The organism is Mucilaginibacter sp. L3T2-6, assembly GCF_030519355.1.
Lineage (GTDB): Bacteria > Bacteroidota > Bacteroidia > Sphingobacteriales > Sphingobacteriaceae > Mucilaginibacter.
In genome coordinates, this window is the sequence record NZ_JAUMKC010000001.1 from 91,650 (window position 1) to 116,413 (window position 24,764).

Here is a 24,764-nt window from a genome sequence, read left to right on the forward strand (position 1 = left end):
AAATGGTAGAGGTAAGACCAGACGAAGTATCGGCAATTTTGCGTCAGCAATTAGCGGGCTTCAAGTCAGAATCTGAATTAGAAGAAGTGGGTACGGTGCTCCAGGTGGGCGACGGTATCGCACGCGTTTACGGATTAACAAAAGTACAATCAGGCGAGCTGGTTGAGTTTGGTACCGGCTTACAGGGTATCGTACTTAACCTTGAAGAAGATAACGTAGGTGTGGTATTGCTTGGTAAATCCGACGACATTAAAGAAGGTGACACCGTGAAACGTACCAACAGGATTGCCTCTATCAATGTAGGTGAAGGCATGCTTGGCCGTGTTGTGGATACCCTGGGTAACCCTATCGACGGAAAAGGCCCAATCGCAGGTCAGACTTACGAAATGCCCCTGGAGCGTAAAGCGCCGGGTGTTATCTACCGTCAGCCGGTAACCGAGCCTTTGCAGACCGGTATCAAAGCTATCGATGCGATGATCCCAATCGGCCGTGGCCAGCGTGAGTTGGTTATCGGTGACCGCCAGACCGGTAAAACTGCGGTTTGTATCGATACCATCATCAATCAAAAGGAATTTTATGATGCCGGCAAACCGGTTATCTGTATATATGTTGCCTGCGGCCAGAAAGCTTCAACCGTAGCAAACATTGTTCGCACGCTGGAAGAAAAGGGCGCTATGCCTTATTCTATCATTGTGGCAGCAAACGCGTCGGACTCTGCAACCATGCAGTTCTTCGCACCGTTTGCCGGTGCTGCTATTGGTGAGTACTTCCGCGATACCGGACGCCCTGCTTTGATCATCTATGACGATTTGTCGAAACAGGCCGTTGCTTACCGAGAAGTATCATTGCTGCTGCGCCGCCCGCCGGGCCGCGAGGCTTACCCTGGGGACGTATTTTACCTGCACAGCCGTTTATTGGAGCGTGCCGCTAAAATCAACCAGAATGACTCTATCGCCAGCCAGATGAATGATTTACCGGAGTCGATCAAAGGTATCGTAAAAGGCGGCGGTTCATTAACTGCATTGCCAATTATCGAAACACAGGCGGGTGACGTATCTGCCTATATCCCAACCAACGTAATTTCAATTACTGACGGCCAGATATTCCTGGAGTCGAACTTGTTTAACGCCGGTGTTCGCCCGGCCATCAACGTAGGTATCTCGGTATCACGTGTAGGCGGTAACGCGCAGATCAAATCGATGAAGAAAGTTGCCGGTACTTTAAAGCTTGACCAGGCACAATACCGTGAGCTTGAGGCCTTCTCGAAATTCGGTTCAGACCTTGACGCATCAACCAAAAACGTACTGGACAAAGGCGCACGCAACGTGGAAATGCTGAAACAAGGCCAGTATGCGCCGGTAACAGTTGAAAAACAGGTAGCTATTATTTACCTGGGTACCAAGAACCTAATGCGTAATGTTCCTGTCAATAAAGTTAGAGAGTTCGAAGCGGAATTTACCGGCCAGCTGGAAGTTCGCCACCCTGAAGTACTTGCTGCATTGAAAGCAGGTAAACTGGATGACTCTATAACCGGCATACTGGAAACAGTAGCTAAGGAATTGAGCGGAAAATATTAATGTGCGAATGTGCCAATGTGCGGATATGCGGATTGGCATTATGCTTCATTAATTAATCATATAATTTGGATGTGGGGTTCATCCGCACATCTGCACATCAAAAGTTCGCACATTTAAAGAATGGCTAATTTAAAAGAAGTAAGAAACAGGATTAAGTCGGTAACATCGACACAGCAGATCACCAAAGCCATGAAAATGGTTTCGGCTGCCAAGTTGAAGCGAGCTACCAACGCTATCATACAATTGCGCCCGTATGCTAATAAGCTGAAGGATTTGCTTGCAAATCTGTCGGCAAGCCTTGAAGATGGTTCTTCACCGTTCTTAGCGCAGCGCGAGCCTAAAAAAGTGCTGATTATTGTGGTATCCTCAAACCGTGGTTTGGCGGGCGCTTTTAACACCAATGTTATTAAGACAGCCAATAACCTGATATCCGAAAAATACAGCGAGCAGTTTAAAGCCGGCAATGTATCTATAGTTTCTATAGGTAAAAAGAGCCAGGAGTTTTACCAGCGCCGTAAATACAACGTTATCGGTAACAATAACGACCTTTACCTGGACCTTAACTTCGAAAATACTTCGGTAATTACCGAAAGTATTATGGAAGGCTTTTTAAAAGGCGATTACGACCGCGTTGAGCTGGTATACAACCAGTTTAAGAACGCAGCCATGCAGATATTAACTGTTGAGCAGCTGCTGCCGGTTCCAAAAGCTGAAAAGAAAGAGCCGGTTAAAGATGCCAGGAAAGAAGACAAGGCACAGGTTGACTACATCCTGGAACCGTCGCAGGAGGCCATTGTTGAGCAGCTTATCCCTAAAAATATTAAGATACAGGTATACAAGGCAGTGCTTGACTCAAACGCATCAGAGCATGGCGCCCGTATGACCGCAATGGACAAGGCAACTGATAACGCAGGTGAGTTATTGAAACAGCTGAAATTATCATACAACCAGGCACGCCAGGCAGCCATCACTACCGAGTTAACGGAAATTGTGAGCGGTGCGGCAGCGTTGTCGGCAGAATAAAATTGCCCCTCTGAATTTCCCCTAAAGGGGAGACTTAAAAAACATAAAAGGCCTTCCGGAAACGGTGGGCCTTTTTTGTCTGAACCAGAATTTAAGGATTACCTTAATTTCAAAGGCTCATTTACCCAGCCAGTTCGACGAATTTGTTAATTCTATAGAATCGAGTTCAGACAAATAAACAATTCGCATTTGTCCTTTGTTATCCCATTATGACAAAGCCAGCAAACTCAAAAGATAAACCGTCACCGGCAGATACCCCTACAGACAGGCCAAACGATAATGGCCACAAAAGTGTGGTACGGAAGGAGGATAAAGAATATAAAGCCAACAAGCCTCACGGCGGCGACATTGCCAAAAAGCATGAAAAGGAAGAGCAGCCGGTTCACCCCGGGGACAAAAAAAGATAGTTATTTGATAATTAATTGATATTCAGTTAGTTGTAATTCATTCCAAGGTTACAGGTGTAACCCACGATGAAACCATTAAATAATTGATATTCAAATATTTATAAAAGAGTTTCACATGAAAACTGTAAACCTTCTGTAAACCCTGTAACCCGGCTGTTCGCGGCGTTAAAAGTTTTGGGGAACGGTATTAGTTCCGGTTCTGCGTACATAAATGACGGCTGAACAACGGGGCGCCGCCGTGCAACATTTGCGGATTTTAATAGTCATATTTACATTACTGTTAACCGCTAAATCATGAGACAACGTTTTACGCTGTTGCTGCTTGTTGCAGGCCTTTTTGCCCAAGCACAAAGCCATCACATACCCTTACAGGCAAACATCGATTCTATTTTTAAGGGCTACACGCAACCCGGCAGCCCCGGCGTTGCAGTCTTGATAGTAAAAGACGGGAATGTGATATTCAAAAAAGGCTATGGACTGGCCAATCTGGAATATGATATTCCCATCACACCTGTCAGTGTTTTCGATATAGCTTCTGTTTCCAAGCAATTTACCGGGTTTGCGATTTCGACGCTGATACAGCAAGGTAAACTTTCGCCCGATGACGATATTCATAAATACCTGCCTGATGTACCGCAGTTTGAGAAACCCGTAACAGTGGGCAACCTAATTCACCATACCAGCGGCCTGCGCGATTGGCCCGAGGCTCTGCACGCGGCCGGCTGGCGCTGGGACGAAGCCTTTGGCTGGGAAGACATCATGCGCATGGTTAAAAAGCAGCACGACCTTGATTTTGTGCCAGGTTCGCAATATCAATATTCAAACACCGGCTATAACCTGCTGGCGACGATAGTAGAGAAAGTAACCGGCAAAACCCTGGCGCAATGGCTTGATGATAATCTGTTTAAACCGCTGGACATGAAGTCGACACAGGTGCTGGTTGATTACTCAAAAGTCGTTAAAAACCTGGCAAGTTCTTATTACTCTGATGGCGGTATTTACCACAGGAGCAATGACGAACTGACTGCCTTTGGCTCCAGTTCGATGTTTACGTCGGTTGAAGATTTGGGTAAATGGGTAATTCGCTTTCAAAAAGGACTGGATGAGAAAGATCCTGTTTTTTGCGCATGACAGAGACTGGCAGGCTGAATAATGGGAGCAGCATTGGGTATGCGTATGGTTTAGGCGTTTCAAGTGCTGATGGCGTGAAAAACATATTGCATACCGGGAGCTGGGCCAGCTACGCTACCATTATTTCCAACTACCCGGATGAAAAGCTTTCCATCATATTGTTGAGCAATGCCGGCGGCTTCGACTCTTTTGGCGGTGCAAACACAGTGGCCAAGTTATTTTTGAAAGAGCAGCCTAAAAGCGGACCACAACGCGAAGATTTAAGTGACGGGCCCACGGTGAATATTGATACCGCCATCCTTAAAAAATATACCGGTATTTACAGACTTGGCCCAACCTGGTTTGTAACGCTTACACTGGAGGATGGAAAGTTGATGACACAGGCAAACGGCGAGGATAAGTTTCCAACGGAAATGAAATCGGATACCGTGCTTTGGGTACCGGCCTATCATTCGAGTATTACATTCCTGCAAATTACTGATAACGCAAAAGCTATCAGGTATAAGGGTAACGTCAGCCCACGTATCACGCCCGTTAAAATTGATCTTCAAAAATTCGGGCAATATGCGGGAAATTATTACAGTAAAGAACTGGAAACTACTTACCGGGTAACAGTTCAAGACGGGAAATTGATGGTTCACCATATGCGGCTTGGAGATTTCGGGCTTAATCCCGACATCATAACTGCCGACAGTTTCACCAGCAGCAATGGCAACATCAAATTCTTTAAAGACAACAAAGCTAAAATAGCAGGGTTTAAACTGTCAGGCGGGCGGGTGCGGAATATTGTTTTTGATAAGCAGTAATGATATTACCGCAATATGGATAGGCAATAAATAGTACATCAAAGGATTAAGATAATCGCTTGTCAATTGCCTTTTTATGTTCATCTTTAAATCAAAATAACAACAAATAATCATGAAAAAAATTTACCTTCTCCTAACCGCAATTTTGTTCTTCAGCAATTTTTCTTTCGCTCAAACCAGCTGGGTTGATTACAAAATAGATAGCAGGGTATCGGCAAAGATGCCAACTGTGCCAAAGGAGCTTTTGCCAGGCACTGTAATGTCGCTCACCACAGACAGCACTGTTTGTATAGTTACAAAAGTAGATTTTAAAGCTGCCGCCGGTCTTGATTCGGCTGCTCTTGCACCCATGCTTGATCAAAAAGAGTTTCCAGATGGTTTGCGTAACGGCATGGAGGGGCAGATGAAGGGATTTACGCTCAGCGACGTTAAAACCGGCACATTTCACGGATGGCATACCTTTAGCTTCGATGGTATAAATGAAGGCCAAAAACTTAAATCATACACGTATATGGTTATTATCGGTCAATACATGTATTCATTTACGGCGCTGTTAAAGGACGGTCAGGACACGAAAAACAGAGATGAGCTTTTTGCATCGATAAAAGTAAATTAGTTTCAGTATTACAAATTTTATGATATACATTTGATACCTAATTTATCAATGGATATCATTATGAGACAGGTAAATAGTAAGCTTTCTGACAGAATAAATAATGTGCAATACACGCTGTCGGTAATAAATGGTAAATGGAAGCTGCCGATTTTATTGTCGATGTATTCCGGTATATCCCGGTTCAGGGATTTGCAACGTAATATTCCGAACATAACAACCCGGGTACTTTCGAAGGAACTGAAAGACCTGGAAGCCAGCAAGCTTATTATCCGCATTGTTCAGGAGGGGCGGCCTGTTTCGGTGGAATATAAGCTTACCAGCCATAGCTTTACACTCACCCCGGTTGTTGACGAAATGATAAAATGGGGCAGGGAACATAATAAAGGGACGTTATAACAAGCATGATGCTGAATCTAAGAACCATCCCAAAGCCATTGGAAGGCGAATTCCCGCCTTATGCTATCATGTATATGAAGCTGATCCCGGATGACGGGCGCGTGCTGGAACACCTGATGCAAAATTTTTACGATGTAAAGGAGTTGATTTATAATCTGCCGGCACAAATGCTTTACCATCGTTATGCCGAAGGCAAGTGGAGTATAAAAGAAACGCTGGTGCATATCATTGATGACGAACGTATTTTTGCTTACCGCGCGCTCCGTTTTGCACGAAACGAGCAGAATAATCTGATCGGCTTTGACCAGGATAGCTATGTTACCTATTCGGAGGCGGATGGACGTAACCTGGATAATATCTTCGAAGAGTATTACTTTGTTCGTATGTCAACTATCGCCTTATTTAATGGTTTACCCGAAGATTCATTTATGCGGATCGGGAGAGGGACAGGCACGGCCAATAATGCCAGCGTACGCGCACTGGCTTACCATATAGCAGGGCATGAACAGCACCACATTAACCTGATAAAGGAACGGTACATACCGGCCTGGAAACATGGATCGCCATGCAATTGACATTTCTGCCACGAACTATGCGCCGCGACCTACGAACCATCAACTTTTTCATTATGTTTGTGCCTTGAGCGGACACGCTGTGCCGCGAGTAAAAAGCGCGTAACTTAATGTTGAGCATCAACGAGATTAAAAGACCCATTGCGGCCGATATCGATGTTTTTGAAGGCAAATTCAAGGCTTCGATGCAAAGTTCAGTGCCGCTGCTCGACCGTATTACCCATTATATTGTTAAGCGTAAAGGAAAGCAGATCAGGCCGATGTTTGTTTTCTTTTCGGCTGCCATCTGCGGGGGGATTAACGAAAGCACCCATCGTGGCGCAGCCTTGGTAGAGCTGTTGCATACCGCCACGCTGATACACGACGATGTGGTAGACAACTCCTACCAGCGCCGCAGCTTTTTTTCGATAAACGCTTTATGGAAAAATAAAATTGCCGTTTTAGTAGGCGATTTCCTGCTGTCGAAAGGGCTGCTGCTCTCGATGAAGAACGATGATTATCGCTTCTTAAAAATCGTGTCAACTGCCATGGAACAAATGATAGAGGGCGAGTTGCTGCAGGTGGAGAAAGTGCGCCGGATGGATATTGAAGAGAAGGTTTATTATGAAGTGATACGCCAGAAGACGGCCAGCCTGATAGCCAGCTGCTGCGAATGCGGAGCTGCTTCGGCCGGGGCTGATGACGAAACCATAGAAAAGATGCGCGTATTTGGTGAGAAAACCGGTATAGCTTTCCAGATTAAGGATGATATGTTTGATTTCGGTACCGATGACGTAGGCAAGCCGCTGGGCATAGACATTAAAGAGAAAAAGGTTACCCTCCCGCTGATATTTGCACTGAACAACAGCAAACCGGCCATTAAGAAGGAGATGATAAACCTGGTAAAAAATCATAACGACGACCCTGAGAAGATAGCGCGGATCATCAGGTTTGTGCAAGACACCGGCGGATTGCAGTATGCCGAAACACAAATGAAGAAATACCAGGACGAAGCGTTTGAAATATTGAATACTTTTCCCGAAGGCGAGGCTCGTACAGGGCTAGAACAACTGGTACGTTTTACTACTGAGCGCAACAAGTAATGAGCAGCGAATCGATTTTTATATCCGGGTTTATCGTTTTCATTTTGATAATGCTGTCGCTCGATCTCGGTCTTTTTGCCAAACATGAACGGGCCGTCACTCTAAAGCAGGCAGCCATAATGAGCGCCGTTTGGGTATCAATGGCGCTTGGCTTTTATGTACTGATCCTGAATTACGGCCACCTGCTGCACCATGTGGACAATTTTGCCACGTTGCAGGAGGTAAACGCAAAGCATCTTCACCACCTCAAACTAAACCCTAACGATTTTGCCGGCGGCCTTGAGCTTTACCGCAAAAACCTGGGGCTTGAATTCCTGACCGGTTACGTGGTTGAATATGCTTTATCTGTCGACAATATCTTTGTTATTGTACTGATATTTACAGCCTTCGGCGTTAGCTCACGCCTGTATCACAAGGTGCTATTCTGGGGTATAATCGGGGCAGTGCTGATGCGCTTTACGTTTATTTTTGTGGGTGCTACGTTGATTACGCATTTCCACTGGATACTCTATATTTTCGGCGCTTTCTTGGTATATACCGGCGTAAGCATGTTCATTAATCGTAACCAGGAAGAGAAGATCGATACCGAAAACCATAGAATAGTGAGGTTTGCTTCCAGGTACTTTGCGGTGCACCCACGATTTGAGGGGGGGAAGTTTTTTATAAAAATTGATGGGAAAAAACTGATCACGCCGCTTTTTCTTGTTCTGCTGGTTATCGAGGTGACCGATCTGGTTTTCGCGGTCGATTCCATCCCGGCAATATTTTCCATCACCAAAGACCCTTACATCGTTTTTTTCTCTAATATATTTGCCATTTTAGGTTTAAGATCGATGTTCTTTTTACTGGTGAACATCATCGACAAATTCCATTACCTTAAAGTGGGTTTGGCTATACTGCTGGCGTTTATCGGGCTAAAAATGCTCGGCGCTAACTATGCAGAGGAAATTGGACTGACGACCAGTGTGTCATTGTTGATAATACTCGGAATTTTAGCGGTAAGCATTGCTGCATCCCTGGTATTCCCGAGAAAGGAAAAGGCCGAGATCAGAGATTAGCTGAGAAATTGACCCGGCGGGTATTGCAAATAACATTGCAACTTTTCAACTTTACATCATTCAAACATCTATTCCCATGGGAAACAAAAATACCCCAATACCCTCCTTATATGAATGGGCGGGAGGAATGCCCGTCTTTATAGAACTGTTCGATAAGTTTTACGACAAGGTTTTGAATGATGATACGCTGGAGCCTGTTTTCAGGCACATGTCGCTCCGGCATAGGTTACACGTTGCTCATTTTGTTGCGGAAGTTTTAGGCGGACCAAAAACTTACAGTGAAAACGAGGGCAGTCATTTTAAAATGATCCAAAAGCATTTGGAGCGGCATCTAACCGAAGCACACCGCAAACGCTGGATAGAACTGCTCCTCGAAACCGCTGATGAACTATCCCTGCCTGATGACCCTGAGTTTCGCTCTGCTTTTGTGGCTTACCTGGAATGGGGCACGCGCATTGCCGTCATCAACTCCAACGCCGGCGATATATCCGAAGACCCTAATGTACCAATGCCCGAATGGGGCTGGGGCGTACCAGGAGGGCCGTTTTTAGGGTGACATGCAGATTGCTGATGTGCGGATGAAAATATCAGCTAATTCTCTTCCGGACTTTACTGACGTATCGGACTTCCCGACTAAATACTTACCTTCGCTTTTATGCAATGGATTGATTTTAAGCTTTTCAGAATAACGCCGTTTTCCATATTGGATATCGTGCTGCTGGCTATTATCATTTACCAGTTGTATAATCTGATCAGGGGTACAATTGCGGCCAATATTTTCCTTGGGCTGGCGCTCATTTATGTGCTTTACTTCATAGTTCCCGAATCGAAGATGCCCTTGCTGGCAGGGATATTGAAGAAGGTTGCGGACGTAGGCATTATTGCGGTTATTGTACTTTTTCAGCAGGAAATACGGCGATTTTTGCTGCTGGTAGGTAAGAACGCCTCCCTGCAGCGCAACAAAGCCTGGTGGCAATATTTCTTTGGTAAGGCTGAACGCGAAAAAGATAATTATGCACGCATCAAACCTATTATCGATGCCTGCAAAAGCTTAAAACAAACCCGTACAGGCGCCCTCATAGTTTTTGCTAAATATTACGATGAACAGTTTTACCAGAACAGCTGCGAAATAATAGAAGCTAAAATATCAAAAAGGCTTATCGAAAGTATATTTCAAAAAAACAGCCCGCTGCATGATGGAGCAGTGGTTATTTCTGAGAATAAGATCAAGTCTGCCAGTTGTATTTTACCGCTCACGGAGAAAACGGATTTGCCTACGCAATTCGGTTTAAGGCACAGGGCCGGTATAGGTGTTACGGAAACTAATGATGCCACCGCCATCATCGTATCTGAAGAAACGGGGGAAATATCCTACGCCAAGCAGGGGCGCGTAAAAATGAACATCAGCTTTGCCGAACTGGAAAAATTGCTGAATAAGGATTTTTGATTTCGGGCGTTATAATACGATAATGTGCTTTGCCACAGGGAAAGCCCGGGTTAACTGACAAAGAACAGGATGGAAAACCTTCTTTCATACGATACTTTAAAGTTATTGCTGAATATCAGCAGCCGTTACCTTGTATTTACAGGTTCGTTCTACCTTCTTTTTTACGTATGGCGTAAAAAGCGTTATTGGTACGCCAAGATTCAGCAGCGATACCCGGACAAGAAGCATATTATCCGCGAAGTTACCTACTCGTTCTTCACCGTATTGATATTCGGGGTGATAATTATGCTTACGGTGATTGCCGGTATGAAAGGGCTGACTCCCGTATATGCCCCGGCCGATAAATATGGATGGTTTTATTATTTCTTCAGTATCTTACTGATGATCTTAATGCACGATACCTATTTTTACTGGACACACCGCCTGATGCACTGGAAACCCTTGTTTAAATGGGTGCACAGGGTACATCACTTATCAGTAAATCCTACGCCATTTGCGGCTTATGCATTTCATCCTGTTGAGGCGGTGATAGAAGTGGGGATTATCCCGCTCATAGCATTCATCATTCCGCATCATGCCACAACAATTGTAATTTTCGGTTTATACTCACTCCTGATGAATGTAATGGGGCATTTGGGGTATGAATTGTTTCCTAAAGGTTTTGCCAGTCATCGTTTTTTTAAATGGCATAATACTTCCACTCACCACAATATGCATCATAGGCTTACGCGCTGCAACTATGGCTTGTACTTTAATTTTTGGGACAGGGTAATGCATACCAACCATGCCACGTATGAAGACAGCTACGATAAAGTGGTCGGTCAGCGGGAGCAAGGCAAACTTATCCGCCAATCCTTAAAAACAGAAGCCGGGGAGCCTGTTACTTTTGAGGCCCGGGAAAAAGTGTTGCCGGAAGCTTAGTTGATGGTTTGATGCTGGTGATTGCGTCATCCTTATCTTCGAGCTTTGCTATTGGCATGTTATCGTTACCCTTTAGTTTTGCGACGGGCATTTTTGAATTTCCGGGTAACACGGCAACCGGCATGTTGTCCGGGAAAGCTTTAAATACGCCGGTTTTTACAGCCAGGCCGGGCTTGCTGTTAAATGCAAGCAATTCCGATGTTTTCGGCTTTGCATAAATGGCGTCCAATGCATCCGAATGAAATTTACCGATATTTTGCAAGGTTTTTGCGCTATCGTATAAAGCCTTGAGCTGTTGCTGTGCTTTAAGCTGACCAGCACAGGCTATGATGATGCCAGGGAGGATGAATTTTTTCATGACGATTTAAGTTTAAATCAGTTTAACGGAGGAAAGATGTATTCTGGTATAAAATTGATTTAAATCTTTGTTTCCTAGGCGGCTAATAAGTCAAAGTTTCGGCGCAGGGCTTTGCGTCGCATCAGCTTAAAATACAATAGTGAAGGTCGTGCCAACGTTGGGCTCACTTTCTACACTTATTTTTCCGCCGAAAGTTTCTATTTGCGTTTTTGTCATAAATAAGCCTATCCCTTTACTATCAAAACCAGTATGAAAAGTGTGGTTCAACTTGAAAATATTGTTGGCGTGCCGCTTCATATCAATGCCAAGACCATTGTCGCTAAAGGTTAGTATGATCTTATCGTCAATTGCCTTTGAATGTATATCTATTACCGGCGCAACATCAGCTTTGCTGTATTTAAGGGCGTTGCTTATCATATTGTAAAATATACTTTCCAGGTACATTTTCGGGAACTTCATACTTTTGACTTCAAAGTTGGTGTTGATGACAGCATTTTTTGAAAGTATCTGTCCTTTCAGCATCTGTTCAATGCTGGTAGTCAGTTCGCCGAAGTCGCAATCGTCATACGGGAGGTTTTGGTTATTGCGAACCTCTAATACTTTCATCAATTCATTCAGTGTATCGATCAGCTTTGTGCTTGATTGTTTCAGCATGGTCAGGTAGTCGGATTTCTCCTCTTCCGAATCAGCTTCCGCCATCATGCCCAATATCATATCTATACTGCCAGCGGGACCGCGCAGGTTATGTGCTACAATGCGGTTAAAATCCTCAAACTGGCTGATGCGGTTCTCCAGGTCTAATGCACGTTTGTATTCATCAATATCGGTACAGGACCCAAACCACTTAGTAATTTTGCCGCGGTCGTCCTTCATGGGCAAGGCGCGGCAAAGGTGCCACTTATAGGCGCCGTCTGTTGCCCGCCGGAAGCGTAACTCCATTTGTAAAGGCTTGCCTGTACTTAATGATTCAGCCCAGGCTTTTTCGTACTTTGCAAAGCCTTCTGCATTTAATACGGGTTGCCAGCCTTTTGCGAGAGTTTCATTAAACGACATCCCGGTATAATTAAACCAATGCTGGTTATAATAATCAAAAGTGCCGTCGGGCCCGGCTGTCCAGATCATTTGCGGGATAGAATCCGCAAGGAATTTAAACTCCTGTATTTTTTCGATGGTTTTATCCTGTTGCTCAATCAGCTCTATGTGTTCAAGCATAACGGCATTCAGCTTTTCCTGGGCTTCTAATGACCGCTGTAATGCAAACTCGGCCGATTTAAAATCGTTGATATCCTGGAATGTACCGAAAAGCCGCTTACATATCCCGTTTTCAAACTCAGCATTCCCAATTGACCTTACCCATATCTTTTCGCCGCTAACAGTTGTTAACTGCCGCTCCTGGTCCCACGGGGTTCCGTTCGTCATAGCCGCCGCAAGCGCCTCTTTTATCCGGCGCCGGTCTTGTTCTCTGTCATAAAATTTTAACCCGCTTTCCAGGTCAGGCTTATAATCCGGCGGCACGCCATGTATTTCTTTAGTTACCGACGACCAATAAATGGTTTGTTTCTCAATATCATATTCCCATCCGCCTACCCGTGCAACTTTATTGGTTTGCTCCAGCATACGGGTGGTACGCTTAAGGTCTCTTTCCAAATTATAACGGTTAGTAATATCCATGCCGTTAACAATCACATAGGGTTCGCCGGTGGTGCTGTTTTCCAGCACATTGTTATACATCCAGATGCGCACGGAGCCGTCTTTATGCCGGGTAGAGGTCTGCCCCTGCATATGTCCTTCTTCTTTTATTTTTTGCAGATATTCATCTACAGCGCTGCGGCGCTCGGTTATACTTATGTCATAAAGCGTCATTCCAAGCAGCTCTTCGCGGGAATAGCCCAGAACAGCTGCCCCGGCATTGTTTATAGAGAGTATGCCCCCTTCCAGATCGTGGGTGAACATCATTCCCAGTGAATTTTGGAAAAATACACGCAGGCGTTCCTCGCTGGCTGCCAGTTGCTGGTCTTTAAGCACCAGTTCCGAAACATCGCGGCCTATACCGAAGATATTGCCTGTTCCCGGCTCTGGCGATGAGGTCCATTCAATAGTTTTATAGTCGCCGCTTTTGGTTTTAAATCGCTGTAAAAAGTTAATGGTATTTTTCCCGTCAGCCAGCTTTTGCAATTCCTCTGCAGTTTTGTGTATATCATCAGGATGATAGAATTCGAAGCTTGAAGTGTTTAAGATTTCATCTTCACTCCAGCCGAAGAGCCTGGTAAAAGCCGGGTTTATTTTTTTAAAGTAGCCATCGATACCTCCGATAAAAACAAGGTCGTTCGACAGGTTAAATACTTTTTCAAAATTGCGCAGCTCTTCCCGCTGCCTGCGCTCCACAATCAGCGCAATGGCTTCATCTGCCAAAAGGGATAGCACCTGCTTTTGTTTGTCTGTTAATGCCTTAGGCTTGGTATCGATTACACATAGCGAGCCAAGTGCATAACCCTGCGGATCGATCAGCGGCGCGCCGGCATAAAAACGGATATCCGGGCTGCCGGTAACCAGCGGATTGTTTTTAAAACGGTTATCAGCGGTTGCGTCTTTCACCTCCAGGATGCTTTCATCTATTATCGTGTGTGCACAAAAAGCCTGCTCCCTGGGCGTTTGTTTGCTGCTAAGGCCGACGGACGATTTAAACCACTGTCTGTCGATATCAATCAGCGAAACTGCTGATATGGGAGTTTCGCATATAATGGATGCTAATTTGGTAAGACGGTCAAATTCGGTTTCTTCAAGCGAATCTAAAATCTCATAATTTCGCAGGGCCCTAAGGCGCTCCTGCTCGTTTTCAGGGACAGGCAAAAGTGTTTTCATAGAGGGCTTGATAACTCAAATTGTGAGTTAACACAATTGGGGTAAGTTATTCATGCTGATAAAAATAAACATTTTATCTAATCGAAACTATCGTTGTAGTAGATAAACCATCATAAAAAATATTAAAATTTACAGGTTTGTTTTTATTCGGGTAACTTTACAACCGCTGGTTGTGTTTATTGTTGCCTGGCAATAAAAAAGCAGAATCTGGCCCTTATTTTAATCTTCAAACGCTACTTTAGCATTAATGGCTCACGAATATTATATTTTAGATGGCAGCGAACAACGCGGCCCGTTTACTTTTAACGAGTTAACACAGATGGACCTGGATATTCATACCAGGATACTTTCGCCCCTGGAAAATACCTTGCAGGATGCCTGCGATCTTCCTGAATTCTATCCTTATTTTGAGTCGCGGGGGATTTATTTACCTACCGGCGACAACCTTGCTTCGTTTGGATGGCGCCTGATGGCCTGGGTTATTGATTATATCATTCTCTCGTTCGTTAATAACTTTGTATTTACTGCTTTAGCTGCGGCCGGCTTCACTTTTAAATTACCCACTATGGATCAGCTGGCCAAAGCGCCCATAACGGATCTTATGTCGATGCATGACATATTTACACTGATGCTGATCATCAATTTGATAATGATACTTTACCATGCTGCCTGGGAATCGTCGCCGTTACAGGGCAGCCTCGGAAAAAAACTGTGCAAGCTCGTGGTGGTGGATATCGATGGGCAGCGCCTCAGCTTTGTGAATGCATTCCTGCGCAACTTAGGCAAAATAGTATCAAGCACTATTTTTGGCATCGGTTTCCTTAATATAATCTGGAACGAACATAAGCAAGCCTGGCACGATATTTTCGCCAAAACGTACGTGGTGAAATTGTAGCAGTAATTCACTTACCGGGATGAGTTATGCGTATTACATTATAAAAGACGGGCAGGAAAAAGGGCCCTATACCTTTAACGAACTGATACGCCTTCACCTTGAAATTAATACCAGGGTACGGTCGCCTATGGCCGCCAACTGGGAAGATGCCTGCGATGTGCCCGAACTTTCGTCGTATTTTGAATCGCTGGGTATATATTTTCCGACAAAAAGCAACCTGGCTTCATTCTGGTGGCGGCTGCTTGCTTACATCATTGATTTTTTTATAATAGAGGTAAGTACCTATTTTGTGCTCGACCAGTTGGCAAGGAGCGGGGTAATTGACCCCAATTCGCCCAAGGGCCTATTGTTGGCGCTGGTAATTTTTCAGGGTGTAATTATCCTTTATAATACTATTTGCGAGATAACGCCGATGAAGGGAAGTATTGGTAAAAGGATATGCCGGCTGGTAGTTGTCGATATTGATGGTTCGGGCATTGGCTTTTTTAGGGCATTCAAAAGAAATCTTTATAAAATATTGTCGCGTTTGTTTTTCTACCTGGGTTTTCTGCGTGTACTGTGGGACGAACACCGTCAGGCCTGGCACGACGAGTTTGTGAAGGTATATGTAGTGCGAAGGCGGAAAAATAGCAGCAGGGGTTAGTTGCAGCAGCAGGCAGCCTGTATACAAAATATTAGCCGGCAAAATGGCTGCCGATGTCCGTCGCTTCTTACAACTTATATCAATCGATCTTTGATCACAAGGGTGCCGGCCATCATATCATGAAGGCATTGCTGTTGTTTGGTAAAGAAAGCGAACAGGTATCCAACAAAAAAAGTCATTACCGAAAATAGTTTAGCGGCGTTTCTGCCGATAGCACGTCCCGGACCGATACGCTCACCCTGCATGTCGCATACTTTTATTTTAAGGATTTGTTTTCCATAAGTGCCTTGCTTAGCAGATCGTTCCATGATAACATGGTAAACAAAATTTATGACCGGAATTAATACCAACAGGCTAAGCGACAAAGTTATCCGGGCCACCTTATCGCCGATGAACAGCGAAATTATAAATACGACGATGATACATGCGCCTGCCGTGAAGAACCAATCGAGCGCGGCGGCCAGAAGGCGCTGGTCGAAACTGCCGAAATATTGGGGAATGAGGGCTTGTTTAGTAAATCCCAGCAGCTCGCGTATTTCCGCTATTTCGTGAGCTTCCTTGTAATCAATCATGTCCGGCGTTTTTAAAAAATCGCCCGGCTTTATTTTATGCCCTTTCAACTGCTCAATGCTGAATGGGCCCTCCGGCTTGCCGTTGATTACGAGGAAATATAAATTGTTAGAAGGTTGCAATGCCGGAGGATTGAAAGTTGAAAAACAAAGGTAAATTATAAAGACCATAAAAATTAAAAGGTTGTAACGCTAAACAACATTACAACCTTTCAACTATATAACTTTTTAACAGCCGCTAATATCTGCTTACATCAAAGCCCGATAAGCCGCCGCTAATGTGGATGTACATTTTATTTTTGGCTGCTGCAAAATTCGGAGTTTCGTAGTGATTGTCGCTGGTTTTGGTAAAACCATCAAAATCATTGCCAGATAAGCCTGAGTTCGATTCGATGCTGCATGCTGCGTTTTCAGGTATTTTGATATTAACCCCGGAAACGCCGGTATTCACTTCAACAGTTGTAGATGCTAATGGTTCACCCATCTTTATATCGAATGCAGCTGCGCCCCCCCGTACGTTAAGGGCTTTGACCTTAAATTTAGAGAAGTCAAAATCAACTTTTGCTGCACCTGCATCAAGGTCCACCGACCATATAGGGTTCGGATTCAGCAACAGGTTTACCCTGTTGTCGTCATGCGAATCCCAGTGAAAACCGCGGTGATCCTTCATTTTAAAATTCACCACATAAGCTGAGTCAACCATGCTGCCGGAAAAGTCGTACCTGTCCTTATTGTCATTGGTATTGGCGCTGAACAACTGGTTAGTGGTATCTGAAAGATAGAAAGCTGTTGCCCCGCCATTGATATTGAGCTTGGCGAATTTTACATTATTTGTATATGGCTGGTTAAATACATGGCTGCCCGCTTGTCCATTGTCGTAATTATCTCCTTCGTCATCGTTGCCATCATTGTCATCGTTGTTATAATAACGATGATTATTGTGAAAGCTGAAGTGGCGCGGCCAAAAGCTGTACCTGTCGCCAAAATCGCCAAAAAATAAAAGGCCTAAACCAATAACCAGTACAGATATTTTAACAGCACTTGCCCACAGGGTTTTATTGTTGGCTAAAACCAGGTTTACACCGCCAATCACTAAAAATATTGGCCACAGGTGAAAGATATTATACCATTGAAAATGCAGGTATCCGAAGTTGGCCAGCAAAATGGCCGCGCCAATAAGCACTAAAATAATGCCCGGAACTATTTTATCGTTTTTCATCTTGATTCTATTTAGTTGGCCCGGGTTACGGGGCCGGTTTATGTTTATACTGTTGGTTCGCTGTCTGTGGTTGATGATGGTTCTTCTGTTGCTGTAGTTTCCGTTTTATTATCGGCCTGCCAGTCTTTTTTCTCCCATGGTTGCTTAGTAATTTGGCCCGACACTATAAGCGCCCCGCCAATAACCACCAGGATAAGCGGCCAGTATGTTTCAAAATCAAAATCGGGGATCAGATCGTACTCATCTACTAAAATTGCGGCGCCGATCATGATCAGCACAAAACCCACGATTACACCCGCATGGGATTTTTGTTTAGGCGGAATAGTGTTTACAGAATTGCCCTCGAACGGGTTACTGCCCGGTGTGCCTGCAAAAGGGTTATCGCCGTATGTGTTTCCGGCAAATGGGTTACCCGCAGGTGGCGGAGGAGTGGCATAGCGGTTGTCCGGCTGTTGCGGAGGCACGGTATAATCAACCGTTTGGTTGTTATAGTTATAAGGATACCCTTTGCGGGGCAGTACTATCCATAGGATAATATAAGTGCCGAGGCCTACACCCATCACGAAGAACGTAAAGGCAAACAGCAGGCGCACGATGGTTACGTCCATATCGAAGTACTCTGCCAGGCCCGAACAAACACCACCTAACACTTTGTGATATTCGTTGCGATATAGTTTTTTGTTCATTGTATTATTGTTTTTGAGTTGATTTTATATTTGGCCGTAAGCCGGTTTTATGATTATTTCGTCCACATTGGCGCCCGCGCTCATTTTATAAATGTTTACGATAGCCGATGAAATATCTTCTGGCAGCACCATTTTGTCTTTATCAACTTCCATTCCCTTCCATGAATCGGTTAAGGTGGAACCCGGAATAATAGCGGTTACCTTTACGCCGTAAGGCTGCATTTCGGTACGCATTACTTTGTTAAGACCTAACAGCGCATATTTTGTTACGCTATAGGTACCGGCCTCAGCAATAGGGTTTAACGAGGCCACGGAGCAGATGGTAAAAATATGGCCCTCACGTGCGTCTTTCATTTTTTTACCGAAGTAGCGGTACAATTCGTAAGCCGGGGCCAGGTTGGTATTAATTTGTTTTTGTAATGTGCCATCGTTATCGTCAAAAATGCTTTGGTGCTCGTACATGCCGGCATTGTTAACGATTATGCTGATTGGGCCAAGCGCATTTTCGGCTCCTTTTGCAAAGGCGATTAATTGCTGTTTATCGCTTACGTCGCTAACGGAGGTAAATACTTTTATACCGGGGTTGATGCTTAACAACTCATTTTTAAAAGCATCAAGATCGTTGCCGTTGCGTGAGCAGAGGGCGAGGCTGATCCCCTCTTTTGCTAAAGCTATTGCTGTTGCCCGGCCCATGCCTTTTGTTGATGCTGTAATGAGTGCGTTTTTCATGATTTTTTATTTTTAGTGTTTGCTATATATACTGTCAAACAATAATATTAAAAATCTTAATGTTTTAATTGATATACCAAATCTACTTCATTAATAAGCTGTCGCTTACAGGCATTTGGCAAAGCATGGCAGATTTTCGGTAAACGGGGCAAAAAGGGCGGTGAAAAATTAGAGAATAAAGGGCGTGTACCGGCAAAACTACCGCGCCTTATGCAGGAGTGCTTCTGTAACCTTACAATCCGGTAAATCCTGGTCTAATCTTAGCTCTTCTTCGGTTCTTTTGTCTTAAAGAAATAATACGTTTGACTGCTATAGCTGAAAATAATTACCAGCGCGGTAGTCAGAACCTTTGATGGAGTAGGGTACCATCCCCAGTAATCAACGAATAGCTTCATCAATAAATAATTAAAGATGATGCAGATAAATACCACCAGCAGATACCGGGATGCCTGCGTACGCCTCTTAAGGCCTGCATCCTGGAACACCACATACCGGTTTAGATAAAACCCTGAAGGCAAACTGAAACAGAATGCAAATGCCAGCGAGGCTATATGGGGGCTTAAAGTGGTGATGCCAAGGTCGAGGTTATGCTTTTTAAAAACAAAGTTATACGCGAAAGAAAATAAAGTAATATCAAACACAGTGTTCGCCCCTCCCGCAGCCGCATAGCGGAAGGTTTGCAATGGAAGAAACCTTTTAAAGGGGGCGTAAAAATAATCAATAACCGTTAAGATGGCGTGGCGCAACGTATTATGGATGGTTCTCATTTAAAAGACGCGTTTTTAAAAGCGGCACAAATGTAATAATAACAAAAACTAACTGTTTGTAATTTAGTTGTAATAACAATTATACAATTGAGCGGTTTATGCGCCCTAAGGCGTATAATATTAATTAACAACACAGTACTTAACACAATTATCGCTTAAAACTGTATTTTTAACCGGATTTTATTTACCAAATGATTTACAGCTTCGGAAAATATATACTCTTACTTCGTTTAAGTTTTAGAAAGCCGGAAAAATTCTCGGTTTATTGGGCCGAAGTGATGCGCGAAATGGTATCGGTGGGCATTGGCTCTCTCGGTATTATCAGTATCATATCGATATTTATCGGGGCTGCAACTACCATACAGGTTGCTTTCCAGCTTTCAAGTCCCCTGGTGCCAAACAGTATCGCTGGCAGTATCGCCCGCGACTCAACAATTCTTGAATTCAGCCCAACCATATCTTCGCTGGTACTTGCCGGCCGCGTAGGGTCAAGTATTGCATCGCAAATTGGAACAATGCGCGTTACAGAACAGATAGATGCCCTTGAAATTATGGGGGTTAATGCACCTGGTTACCTCATTGCACCGAAAATTATTGCCGGTATGAGCATGGTGCCCTTGCTAGTTATTACTTCTATCGCTCTCGGTATAACCGGCGGCTGGATCGCCTGCGGCCTTTCGGGGGATATAAGCCCATCTGATTATATAGCTGGCGTACAGGGCGGTTTTAACGGTTTGACAGTAAGGGTGGCCATGGTTAAAGCGATAGTTTTCGGATTCTTAATTGCTTCTATTTGCGCTTACCAGGGCTTTTACACTTCGGGCGGCGCACTTGAGGTGGGCCAATCGGCCACGAAGGGCGTAGTTTACAGCTGTGTAATGATATTATTTGCCGACCTTGTTATAACACGTTTGATGCTATGATTGAGGTTAAGGAAATCAACAAGACTTTCGGGGAAAACGAAGTACTGAAAGGTATCAGCGCAAAGTTTGCAGCCGGTAAAAATAACTTAATTATCGGCGGCTCAGGTTCCGGTAAAACTACATTGCTAAAATGTATAGTGGGTTTGCATGAGCCTACTAAGGGCGAGGTTTTTTTTAATGACGAGAACTTCACCGAGATGAATTTTGAGCAGCGCGTGCCTATACGTACCCAAATTGGCATGCTATTTCAAAACTCGGCGCTGTTTGATTCAATGACAGTTGAAGAGAACGTAATGTTTCCGCTCAACCTTTTTACCACGCAATCAAAAGCCGAGAAGCTTGACCGTGCAAATTTCTGCCTTGAAAGGGTTAACCTGAAAGGGAAGAACAAGCTTTATCCTTCTGAACTGTCCGGCGGCATGAAAAAGCGTGTGGGCATTGCCAGGGCGATTTCCATGCAGCCTAAATACCTGTTCGTGGATGAGCCCAACTCGGGCCTCGACCCTAAAACATCGATCCTTATAGACGAACTGATCAGCGAGCTTACCGAAGAGTATGATATTACTACGGTTGTTGTAACACACGATATGAATTCGGTTATGGGCATAGGCGACCATATTGTATTCCTTCACAATGGACGGAAATGGTGGGAGGGATCGAATAAGGAAATCGCTAAAACTGATAATAAGGAACTGAATGAATTCGTGTTCGCCAGCAAATTCATGCAGGCAGCGAAAGGGAAATTGTAGTTGGCAGTTAAGAGCTGGCAGTTTGCAGTCGGGGCATTCTCTTATACATTCGTATATTTGCGGAAATAAGCTTTTGGGAGATTGACCATTATTGAATTGATTACTGCCAACCGCTCAGTTAAAACTGCCACTAAAAATGATAGAACTTCTCACCCCAACCTATTGGAAAGACTACGAACTGATTGACTGCGGTGATTTTGAGAAGCTGGAGCGTTTTGGTAACTTTATATTGATACGCCCGGAGCCACAAGCAGTATGGAGCAAGGGATTAAGCGAGGCAGAATGGCAGCGCCTGCACCATATCAGGTTTAAGGGCCGGTCGGCAACATCCGGCGACTGGGTAAAGAAAAATCAAAATATCCCCGACCGCTGGTACATTGAATACAAAAATCAGGAAACAGCCATAAAATTCAGGCTTGGGCTAACTTCATTTAAACATGTCGGCATCTTCCCCGAGCAGGCAGTGAACTGGGACTATATCAGCCAAAGCATAAAAAAGTTTAAAACGCCCCAGCCGAGGGTACTCAACCTCTTCGCTTATACCGGCGGAGCTTCGCTGATTGCACGTGCGGCCGGCGCAGATACCACGCACGTTGACTCAATTAAACAAGTGGTTACCTGGGCTAATGAAAACCAGGAACTGTCTGGCCTTAACAACATGCGCTGGGTAGTTGAGGACGCGCTTAAGTTTGTTAAGCGGGAATTAAAACGCGGCAAGAAATACCACGGCATTATATTAGATCCGCCCGCTTATGGCCATGGTCCCAATGGCGAAAAATGGAAGCTGGAAGATAATATCAATGAGATGATGAGGGATGTTATCCAGTTGCTCGACCCCGATGAACATTTCCTGATCCTGAACACCTATTCTCTGGGCTTTTCGTCCGTGATTATCGAGAATCTTGTAAAGAGCGCTTTCCCGCAAGTGCAAAACCTGGAAACGGGCGAGCTTTATTTACAGGCAACCGCCGGCTCAAAATTGCCCCTTGGGGTATTCGGTAAGTTTTTTAAAGGACAAAAGTGAGCAGCGGACCGGGAATGGTCAGTACTTGAAGACCGGCATTAAACCATTCACAACTCACCATTCACCAGTCATTTTTCACCGTTGAAATGTTAATAAAAATCTCCATATTCGCGGCAAAAAAGGCGTTACTTTGCAAAATCCCCTGCTAAAATAAAAATCCTGTTAAAACATGAAATTTAAACACATTCTTCTGCCTGCTGCAATTCTGTTTAGTGTTGTGCTGTTGTTTTCTGAATGCAATCAGCCTGCATCAAAATCTGATAAAACAACAGGAGCATCTGCAAAGGATACTGCAAAAAAAACTGCTGCAGCGGCTGCCGCGGAAGATACCATTCCCGCAACCGTAAGCTACCCGCCAATCGACAAAAAATTGTATGATTCATTAATGAAACGTTTGGCAAATGGTGATACTACCGGCAAATGGCCTGTAAAAAACACACCATACCCGCTTCCGGGGGCTATACTTCCGTTTAAAAGGGTAGTTGCTTTTTATGGTAACCTTTACTCGAAGAAAATGGGAATTTTAGGTGAGCTTCCTCCGAATGACATGCTTGCTAAATTAAAGGGCGAGGTTAAAAACTGGCAAAAGGCCGATCCTAAAACGCCGGTGCAACCTGCTTTACACTACATTGCAGTTGTTGCACAGGGTGATCCTGGTAAAGACGGTAAATACCGTTACCGCATGCCTTTCAAGCAAATTGACACGGTATTGAGCCTGGCTAAGAAAGCGCATGCTATCGTGTTTTTAGATGTGCAGGTGGCATTGAGCAACATTCGTGCTGAATTGCCTTTGTTAGAGAAATATCTTGCAATGCCACAGGTACACTTCGGGATGGACCCTGAGTTCTCTATGAAAGATGGCAGCAAGCCAGGAAGAAAGATTGGTACTTATGATGCTGATGACATCAACTATGTATCGGGCTATTTGACCAGCCTGGTTAAAAAATATCATCTGCCTCCGAAAATTTTGATCGTTCACCGCTTTACCAAGAAGATGGTGACCAACTATCAGCATATCAAATTACATCCGGAAGTGCAGCTGGTAATGAACATGGACGGTTGGGGTGAACCTGATCTAAAGGAAGGTACCTGGCGCTACTTTATCAAAGGTGAGCCGGTTCAATTCACAGGGTTTAAGCTTTTCTACAAAAACGACTTGAAGAAAGCGCCCCATCACATGCTAACACCCGAGGAAGTGTTGAAGAAAAAACCCAATCCGATTTATATCCAGTATCAATAAAATCAGTCCAGAGTCCTGAGTCGATAGTCTAAAGTCATCTAACGGCTCAGGGCTGTTGACTTAAGACTCAGGACTAATGCTCAGATTCGGCATCATTGGCTGCGGTCGTATTGCGCACCGCTTTATGCAGGGACTTAAAGCCGTCTCCGGCTGCGAGCTCGTTGCATTATGGTCGCGCCGTGCGGAATCTGTGATTGAATTTGCAGCGATACATGGGGGCAGCCCCTGTCAAACAATTGAAGAGCTATTATCAAGCGACATCGATGTAGTTTACATCGCTACCCTTCCTGATAGTCATGAGCACTACTGCCACCTCGCCTTTACTGCCGGCAAGCATGTACTGTGCGAAAAACCTGCTGCACTAAACCTTTCTTCATTAAACAGGATAATTGATGCTGCACAGGCAACCGGATTGCTGTTTATGGAGGCGATGAAGCCGCCATTTTTTCCTTTATATGTTAAGCTGAAAGAGTATCTTAAAACTGACCCGATAGGCCCGGTTGGATATGTTCGCGCGGGCTCTGCTGTGGCTGACTGTCCGCCAGGACATCCTAATTACAGCTATGAGCTGGCTGGCGGCGCCATTATGGGCATTGGGCCGTATGAGGCCTTTTTGGCGGTAGATTTTTTGGGTAAGGTAGCGGAGGTGCAAACCATGGGCCGCTTCGGGGAAACCGGTGTTGATATGTTCACCATGTTTCAAACGAGGCACGAAAACGGATACGCGCAATTATATACCGGCTTTGATTTACATGGCAAGGGCGATGCGTTAATCTGCGGAACTGCCGGCCATGTTACCATCCACAAAAATTGGTGGAACCCACAGCGCGCCACTATCGATTACCTGGATGGGCGTATTGTTGAAATCGATGAACCTTTTGAGGCGGGCGGATTGAATTATGAGATAGCGCATTTCTGTGGGTTAATAAAGTCAGGCAAAAAAGAAAGCGATATAATTACTTATGAAATGTCGAGGCAAATGATCAGTATGCTCGATGCGGCAAGAGCGGGGATTGGATTGAGATTTACAGGAGAGTAAATTTATCCGGATTCAGGAAGTTCGA

At 44.5% G+C, this 24,764-nt stretch carries 27 protein-coding genes; 20 read left to right on the forward strand and 7 right to left on the reverse strand.

The window, feature by feature from the left end; translation table 11 throughout:
- Positions 1-2 precede the first annotated feature (2 nt).
- From atpA to Q3W13_RS00575, 13 genes are all read left to right on the forward strand, one after another.
- Complete coding sequence (gene atpA / locus Q3W13_RS00515; protein ID WP_302860476.1) at positions 3-1,577, forward strand: F0F1 ATP synthase subunit alpha; 1,575 nt, start codon at positions 3-5, stop codon at positions 1,575-1,577.
- 120 nt (positions 1,578-1,697) lie between these two features.
- Positions 1,698-2,600 (forward strand): ATP synthase F1 subunit gamma, encoded by a 903-nt coding sequence (gene atpG / locus Q3W13_RS00520; RefSeq protein ID WP_302860477.1) that lies wholly within the window; start codon positions 1,698-1,700, stop codon positions 2,598-2,600.
- Between the two features lie 209 nt (positions 2,601-2,809).
- Positions 2,810-3,007 (forward strand): hypothetical protein, encoded by a 198-nt coding sequence (locus Q3W13_RS00525; RefSeq protein WP_302860478.1) that lies wholly within the window; start codon positions 2,810-2,812, stop codon positions 3,005-3,007.
- 294 nt (positions 3,008-3,301) lie between these two features.
- A complete protein-coding gene (locus Q3W13_RS00530; protein WP_302860479.1) occupies positions 3,302-4,138 on the forward strand; it encodes a serine hydrolase in 837 nt (278 codons plus the stop codon).
- Positions 4,135-4,944: a hypothetical protein gene (locus Q3W13_RS00535; protein WP_302860480.1), complete on the forward strand. Its 810-nt coding sequence runs from the start codon at positions 4,135-4,137 to the stop codon at positions 4,942-4,944. Before Q3W13_RS00530 ends, Q3W13_RS00535 begins: the two co-directional genes overlap by 4 nt.
- A 112-nt stretch (positions 4,945-5,056) precedes the next feature.
- Positions 5,057-5,560, forward strand: coding sequence for a hypothetical protein (locus Q3W13_RS00540; RefSeq protein ID WP_302860481.1), 504 nt, complete (start codon positions 5,057-5,059; stop codon positions 5,558-5,560).
- Positions 5,561-5,620: 60 nt separating this feature from the next.
- Positions 5,621-5,956, forward strand: a complete 336-nt coding sequence (locus Q3W13_RS00545; RefSeq protein WP_302860482.1) for a helix-turn-helix domain-containing protein — start codon at positions 5,621-5,623, stop codon at positions 5,954-5,956.
- A 5-nt stretch (positions 5,957-5,961) separates the two neighbouring features.
- Positions 5,962-6,531, forward strand: a complete 570-nt coding sequence (locus Q3W13_RS00550; RefSeq protein WP_302860483.1) for a DinB family protein — start codon at positions 5,962-5,964, stop codon at positions 6,529-6,531.
- Between the two features lie 107 nt (positions 6,532-6,638).
- On the forward strand, positions 6,639-7,610 hold the full coding sequence (locus tag Q3W13_RS00555; protein ID WP_302860484.1) for a polyprenyl synthetase family protein: 972 nt from the start codon (positions 6,639-6,641) through the stop codon (positions 7,608-7,610).
- Positions 7,610-8,668 (forward strand): TerC family protein, encoded by a 1,059-nt coding sequence (locus Q3W13_RS00560; protein ID WP_302860486.1) that lies wholly within the window; start codon positions 7,610-7,612, stop codon positions 8,666-8,668. The genes Q3W13_RS00555 and Q3W13_RS00560 overlap by 1 nt, the downstream gene beginning before the upstream one ends.
- Positions 8,669-8,744: 76 nt before the next feature.
- The gene (locus tag Q3W13_RS00565) at positions 8,745-9,224 is read left to right on the forward strand and encodes a group II truncated hemoglobin (protein WP_302860488.1); all 480 of its coding nucleotides are present in this window, start codon (positions 8,745-8,747) and stop codon (positions 9,222-9,224) included.
- Positions 9,225-9,323: 99 nt separating this feature from the next.
- A complete protein-coding gene (gene cdaA / locus Q3W13_RS00570) occupies positions 9,324-10,115 on the forward strand; it encodes a diadenylate cyclase CdaA (protein WP_302860489.1) in 792 nt (263 codons plus the stop codon).
- 69 nt (positions 10,116-10,184) lie between these two features.
- Complete coding sequence (locus tag Q3W13_RS00575; protein WP_302860492.1) at positions 10,185-11,036, forward strand: sterol desaturase family protein; 852 nt, start codon at positions 10,185-10,187, stop codon at positions 11,034-11,036.
- Here the strand turns inward: Q3W13_RS00575 and Q3W13_RS00580 are convergent.
- Together Q3W13_RS00580 and Q3W13_RS00585 are read right to left on the reverse strand one after the other, a co-directional pair.
- Positions 10,996-11,394, reverse strand: a complete 399-nt coding sequence (locus Q3W13_RS00580) for a hypothetical protein (protein ID WP_302860493.1) — start codon at positions 11,392-11,394, stop codon at positions 10,996-10,998. The two genes, Q3W13_RS00575 and Q3W13_RS00580, sit on opposite strands and share 41 nt — an antisense overlap.
- Positions 11,395-11,520: 126 nt before the next feature.
- Positions 11,521-14,256: a PAS domain S-box protein gene (locus Q3W13_RS00585; RefSeq protein ID WP_302860495.1), complete on the reverse strand. Its 2,736-nt coding sequence runs from the start codon at positions 14,254-14,256 to the stop codon at positions 11,521-11,523.
- A 247-nt stretch (positions 14,257-14,503) separates the two neighbouring features.
- On the opposite strand from Q3W13_RS00585, the gene Q3W13_RS00590 reads away from it, so the two are divergent.
- On the forward strand, positions 14,504-15,151 hold the full coding sequence (locus tag Q3W13_RS00590; RefSeq protein WP_302860496.1) for an RDD family protein: 648 nt from the start codon (positions 14,504-14,506) through the stop codon (positions 15,149-15,151).
- Positions 15,152-15,170: 19 nt separating this feature from the next.
- Positions 15,171-15,794 (forward strand): RDD family protein, encoded by a 624-nt coding sequence (locus Q3W13_RS00595; RefSeq protein ID WP_302860498.1) that lies wholly within the window; start codon positions 15,171-15,173, stop codon positions 15,792-15,794.
- Between the two features lie 74 nt (positions 15,795-15,868).
- Here the strand turns inward: Q3W13_RS00595 and Q3W13_RS00600 are convergent, their stop codons facing one another.
- From Q3W13_RS00600 to Q3W13_RS00620, 5 genes are all read right to left on the reverse strand, one after another.
- The gene (locus Q3W13_RS00600) at positions 15,869-16,534 is read right to left on the reverse strand and encodes an RDD family protein (RefSeq protein ID WP_302860500.1); all 666 of its coding nucleotides are present in this window, start codon (positions 16,532-16,534) and stop codon (positions 15,869-15,871) included.
- Between the two features lie 67 nt (positions 16,535-16,601).
- The gene (locus Q3W13_RS00605; protein WP_302860501.1) at positions 16,602-17,582 is read right to left on the reverse strand and encodes a DUF5668 domain-containing protein; all 981 of its coding nucleotides are present in this window, start codon (positions 17,580-17,582) and stop codon (positions 16,602-16,604) included.
- Positions 17,583-17,626: 44 nt separating this feature from the next.
- Positions 17,627-18,268 (reverse strand): PspC domain-containing protein, encoded by a 642-nt coding sequence (locus Q3W13_RS00610; RefSeq protein WP_302860503.1) that lies wholly within the window; start codon positions 18,266-18,268, stop codon positions 17,627-17,629.
- Between the two features lie 24 nt (positions 18,269-18,292).
- A complete protein-coding gene (locus Q3W13_RS00615; protein ID WP_302860504.1) occupies positions 18,293-18,997 on the reverse strand; it encodes an SDR family oxidoreductase in 705 nt (234 codons plus the stop codon).
- Positions 18,998-19,257: 260 nt separating this feature from the next.
- Positions 19,258-19,764, reverse strand: coding sequence for a GtrA family protein (locus tag Q3W13_RS00620; protein WP_302860506.1), 507 nt, complete (start codon positions 19,762-19,764; stop codon positions 19,258-19,260).
- A 191-nt stretch (positions 19,765-19,955) separates the two neighbouring features.
- Here Q3W13_RS00620 and Q3W13_RS00625 point away from each other — a divergent pair, with 191 nt between their 5' ends.
- The 5 genes from Q3W13_RS00625 (at position 19,956) to Q3W13_RS00645 (ending at position 24,739) form a co-directional block, all read left to right on the forward strand.
- Positions 19,956-20,687 carry an ABC transporter permease gene (locus Q3W13_RS00625; RefSeq protein WP_302860508.1) on the forward strand — a complete coding sequence of 244 codons (732 nt, stop codon included), beginning with the start codon at positions 19,956-19,958 and terminating at the stop codon, positions 20,685-20,687.
- The gene (locus Q3W13_RS00630) at positions 20,684-21,436 is read left to right on the forward strand and encodes an ABC transporter ATP-binding protein (RefSeq protein ID WP_302860509.1); all 753 of its coding nucleotides are present in this window, start codon (positions 20,684-20,686) and stop codon (positions 21,434-21,436) included. Before Q3W13_RS00625 ends, Q3W13_RS00630 begins: the two co-directional genes overlap by 4 nt.
- A 136-nt stretch (positions 21,437-21,572) precedes the next feature.
- Positions 21,573-22,460, forward strand: a complete 888-nt coding sequence (locus Q3W13_RS00635) for a class I SAM-dependent methyltransferase (protein ID WP_302860510.1) — start codon at positions 21,573-21,575, stop codon at positions 22,458-22,460.
- 169 nt (positions 22,461-22,629) lie between these two features.
- A complete protein-coding gene (locus Q3W13_RS00640; RefSeq protein WP_302860511.1) occupies positions 22,630-23,700 on the forward strand; it encodes a hypothetical protein in 1,071 nt (356 codons plus the stop codon).
- A gap of 76 nt (positions 23,701-23,776) precedes the next feature.
- Complete coding sequence (locus Q3W13_RS00645; RefSeq protein ID WP_302860512.1) at positions 23,777-24,739, forward strand: Gfo/Idh/MocA family protein; 963 nt, start codon at positions 23,777-23,779, stop codon at positions 24,737-24,739.
- Positions 24,740-24,764 lie beyond the last annotated feature (25 nt).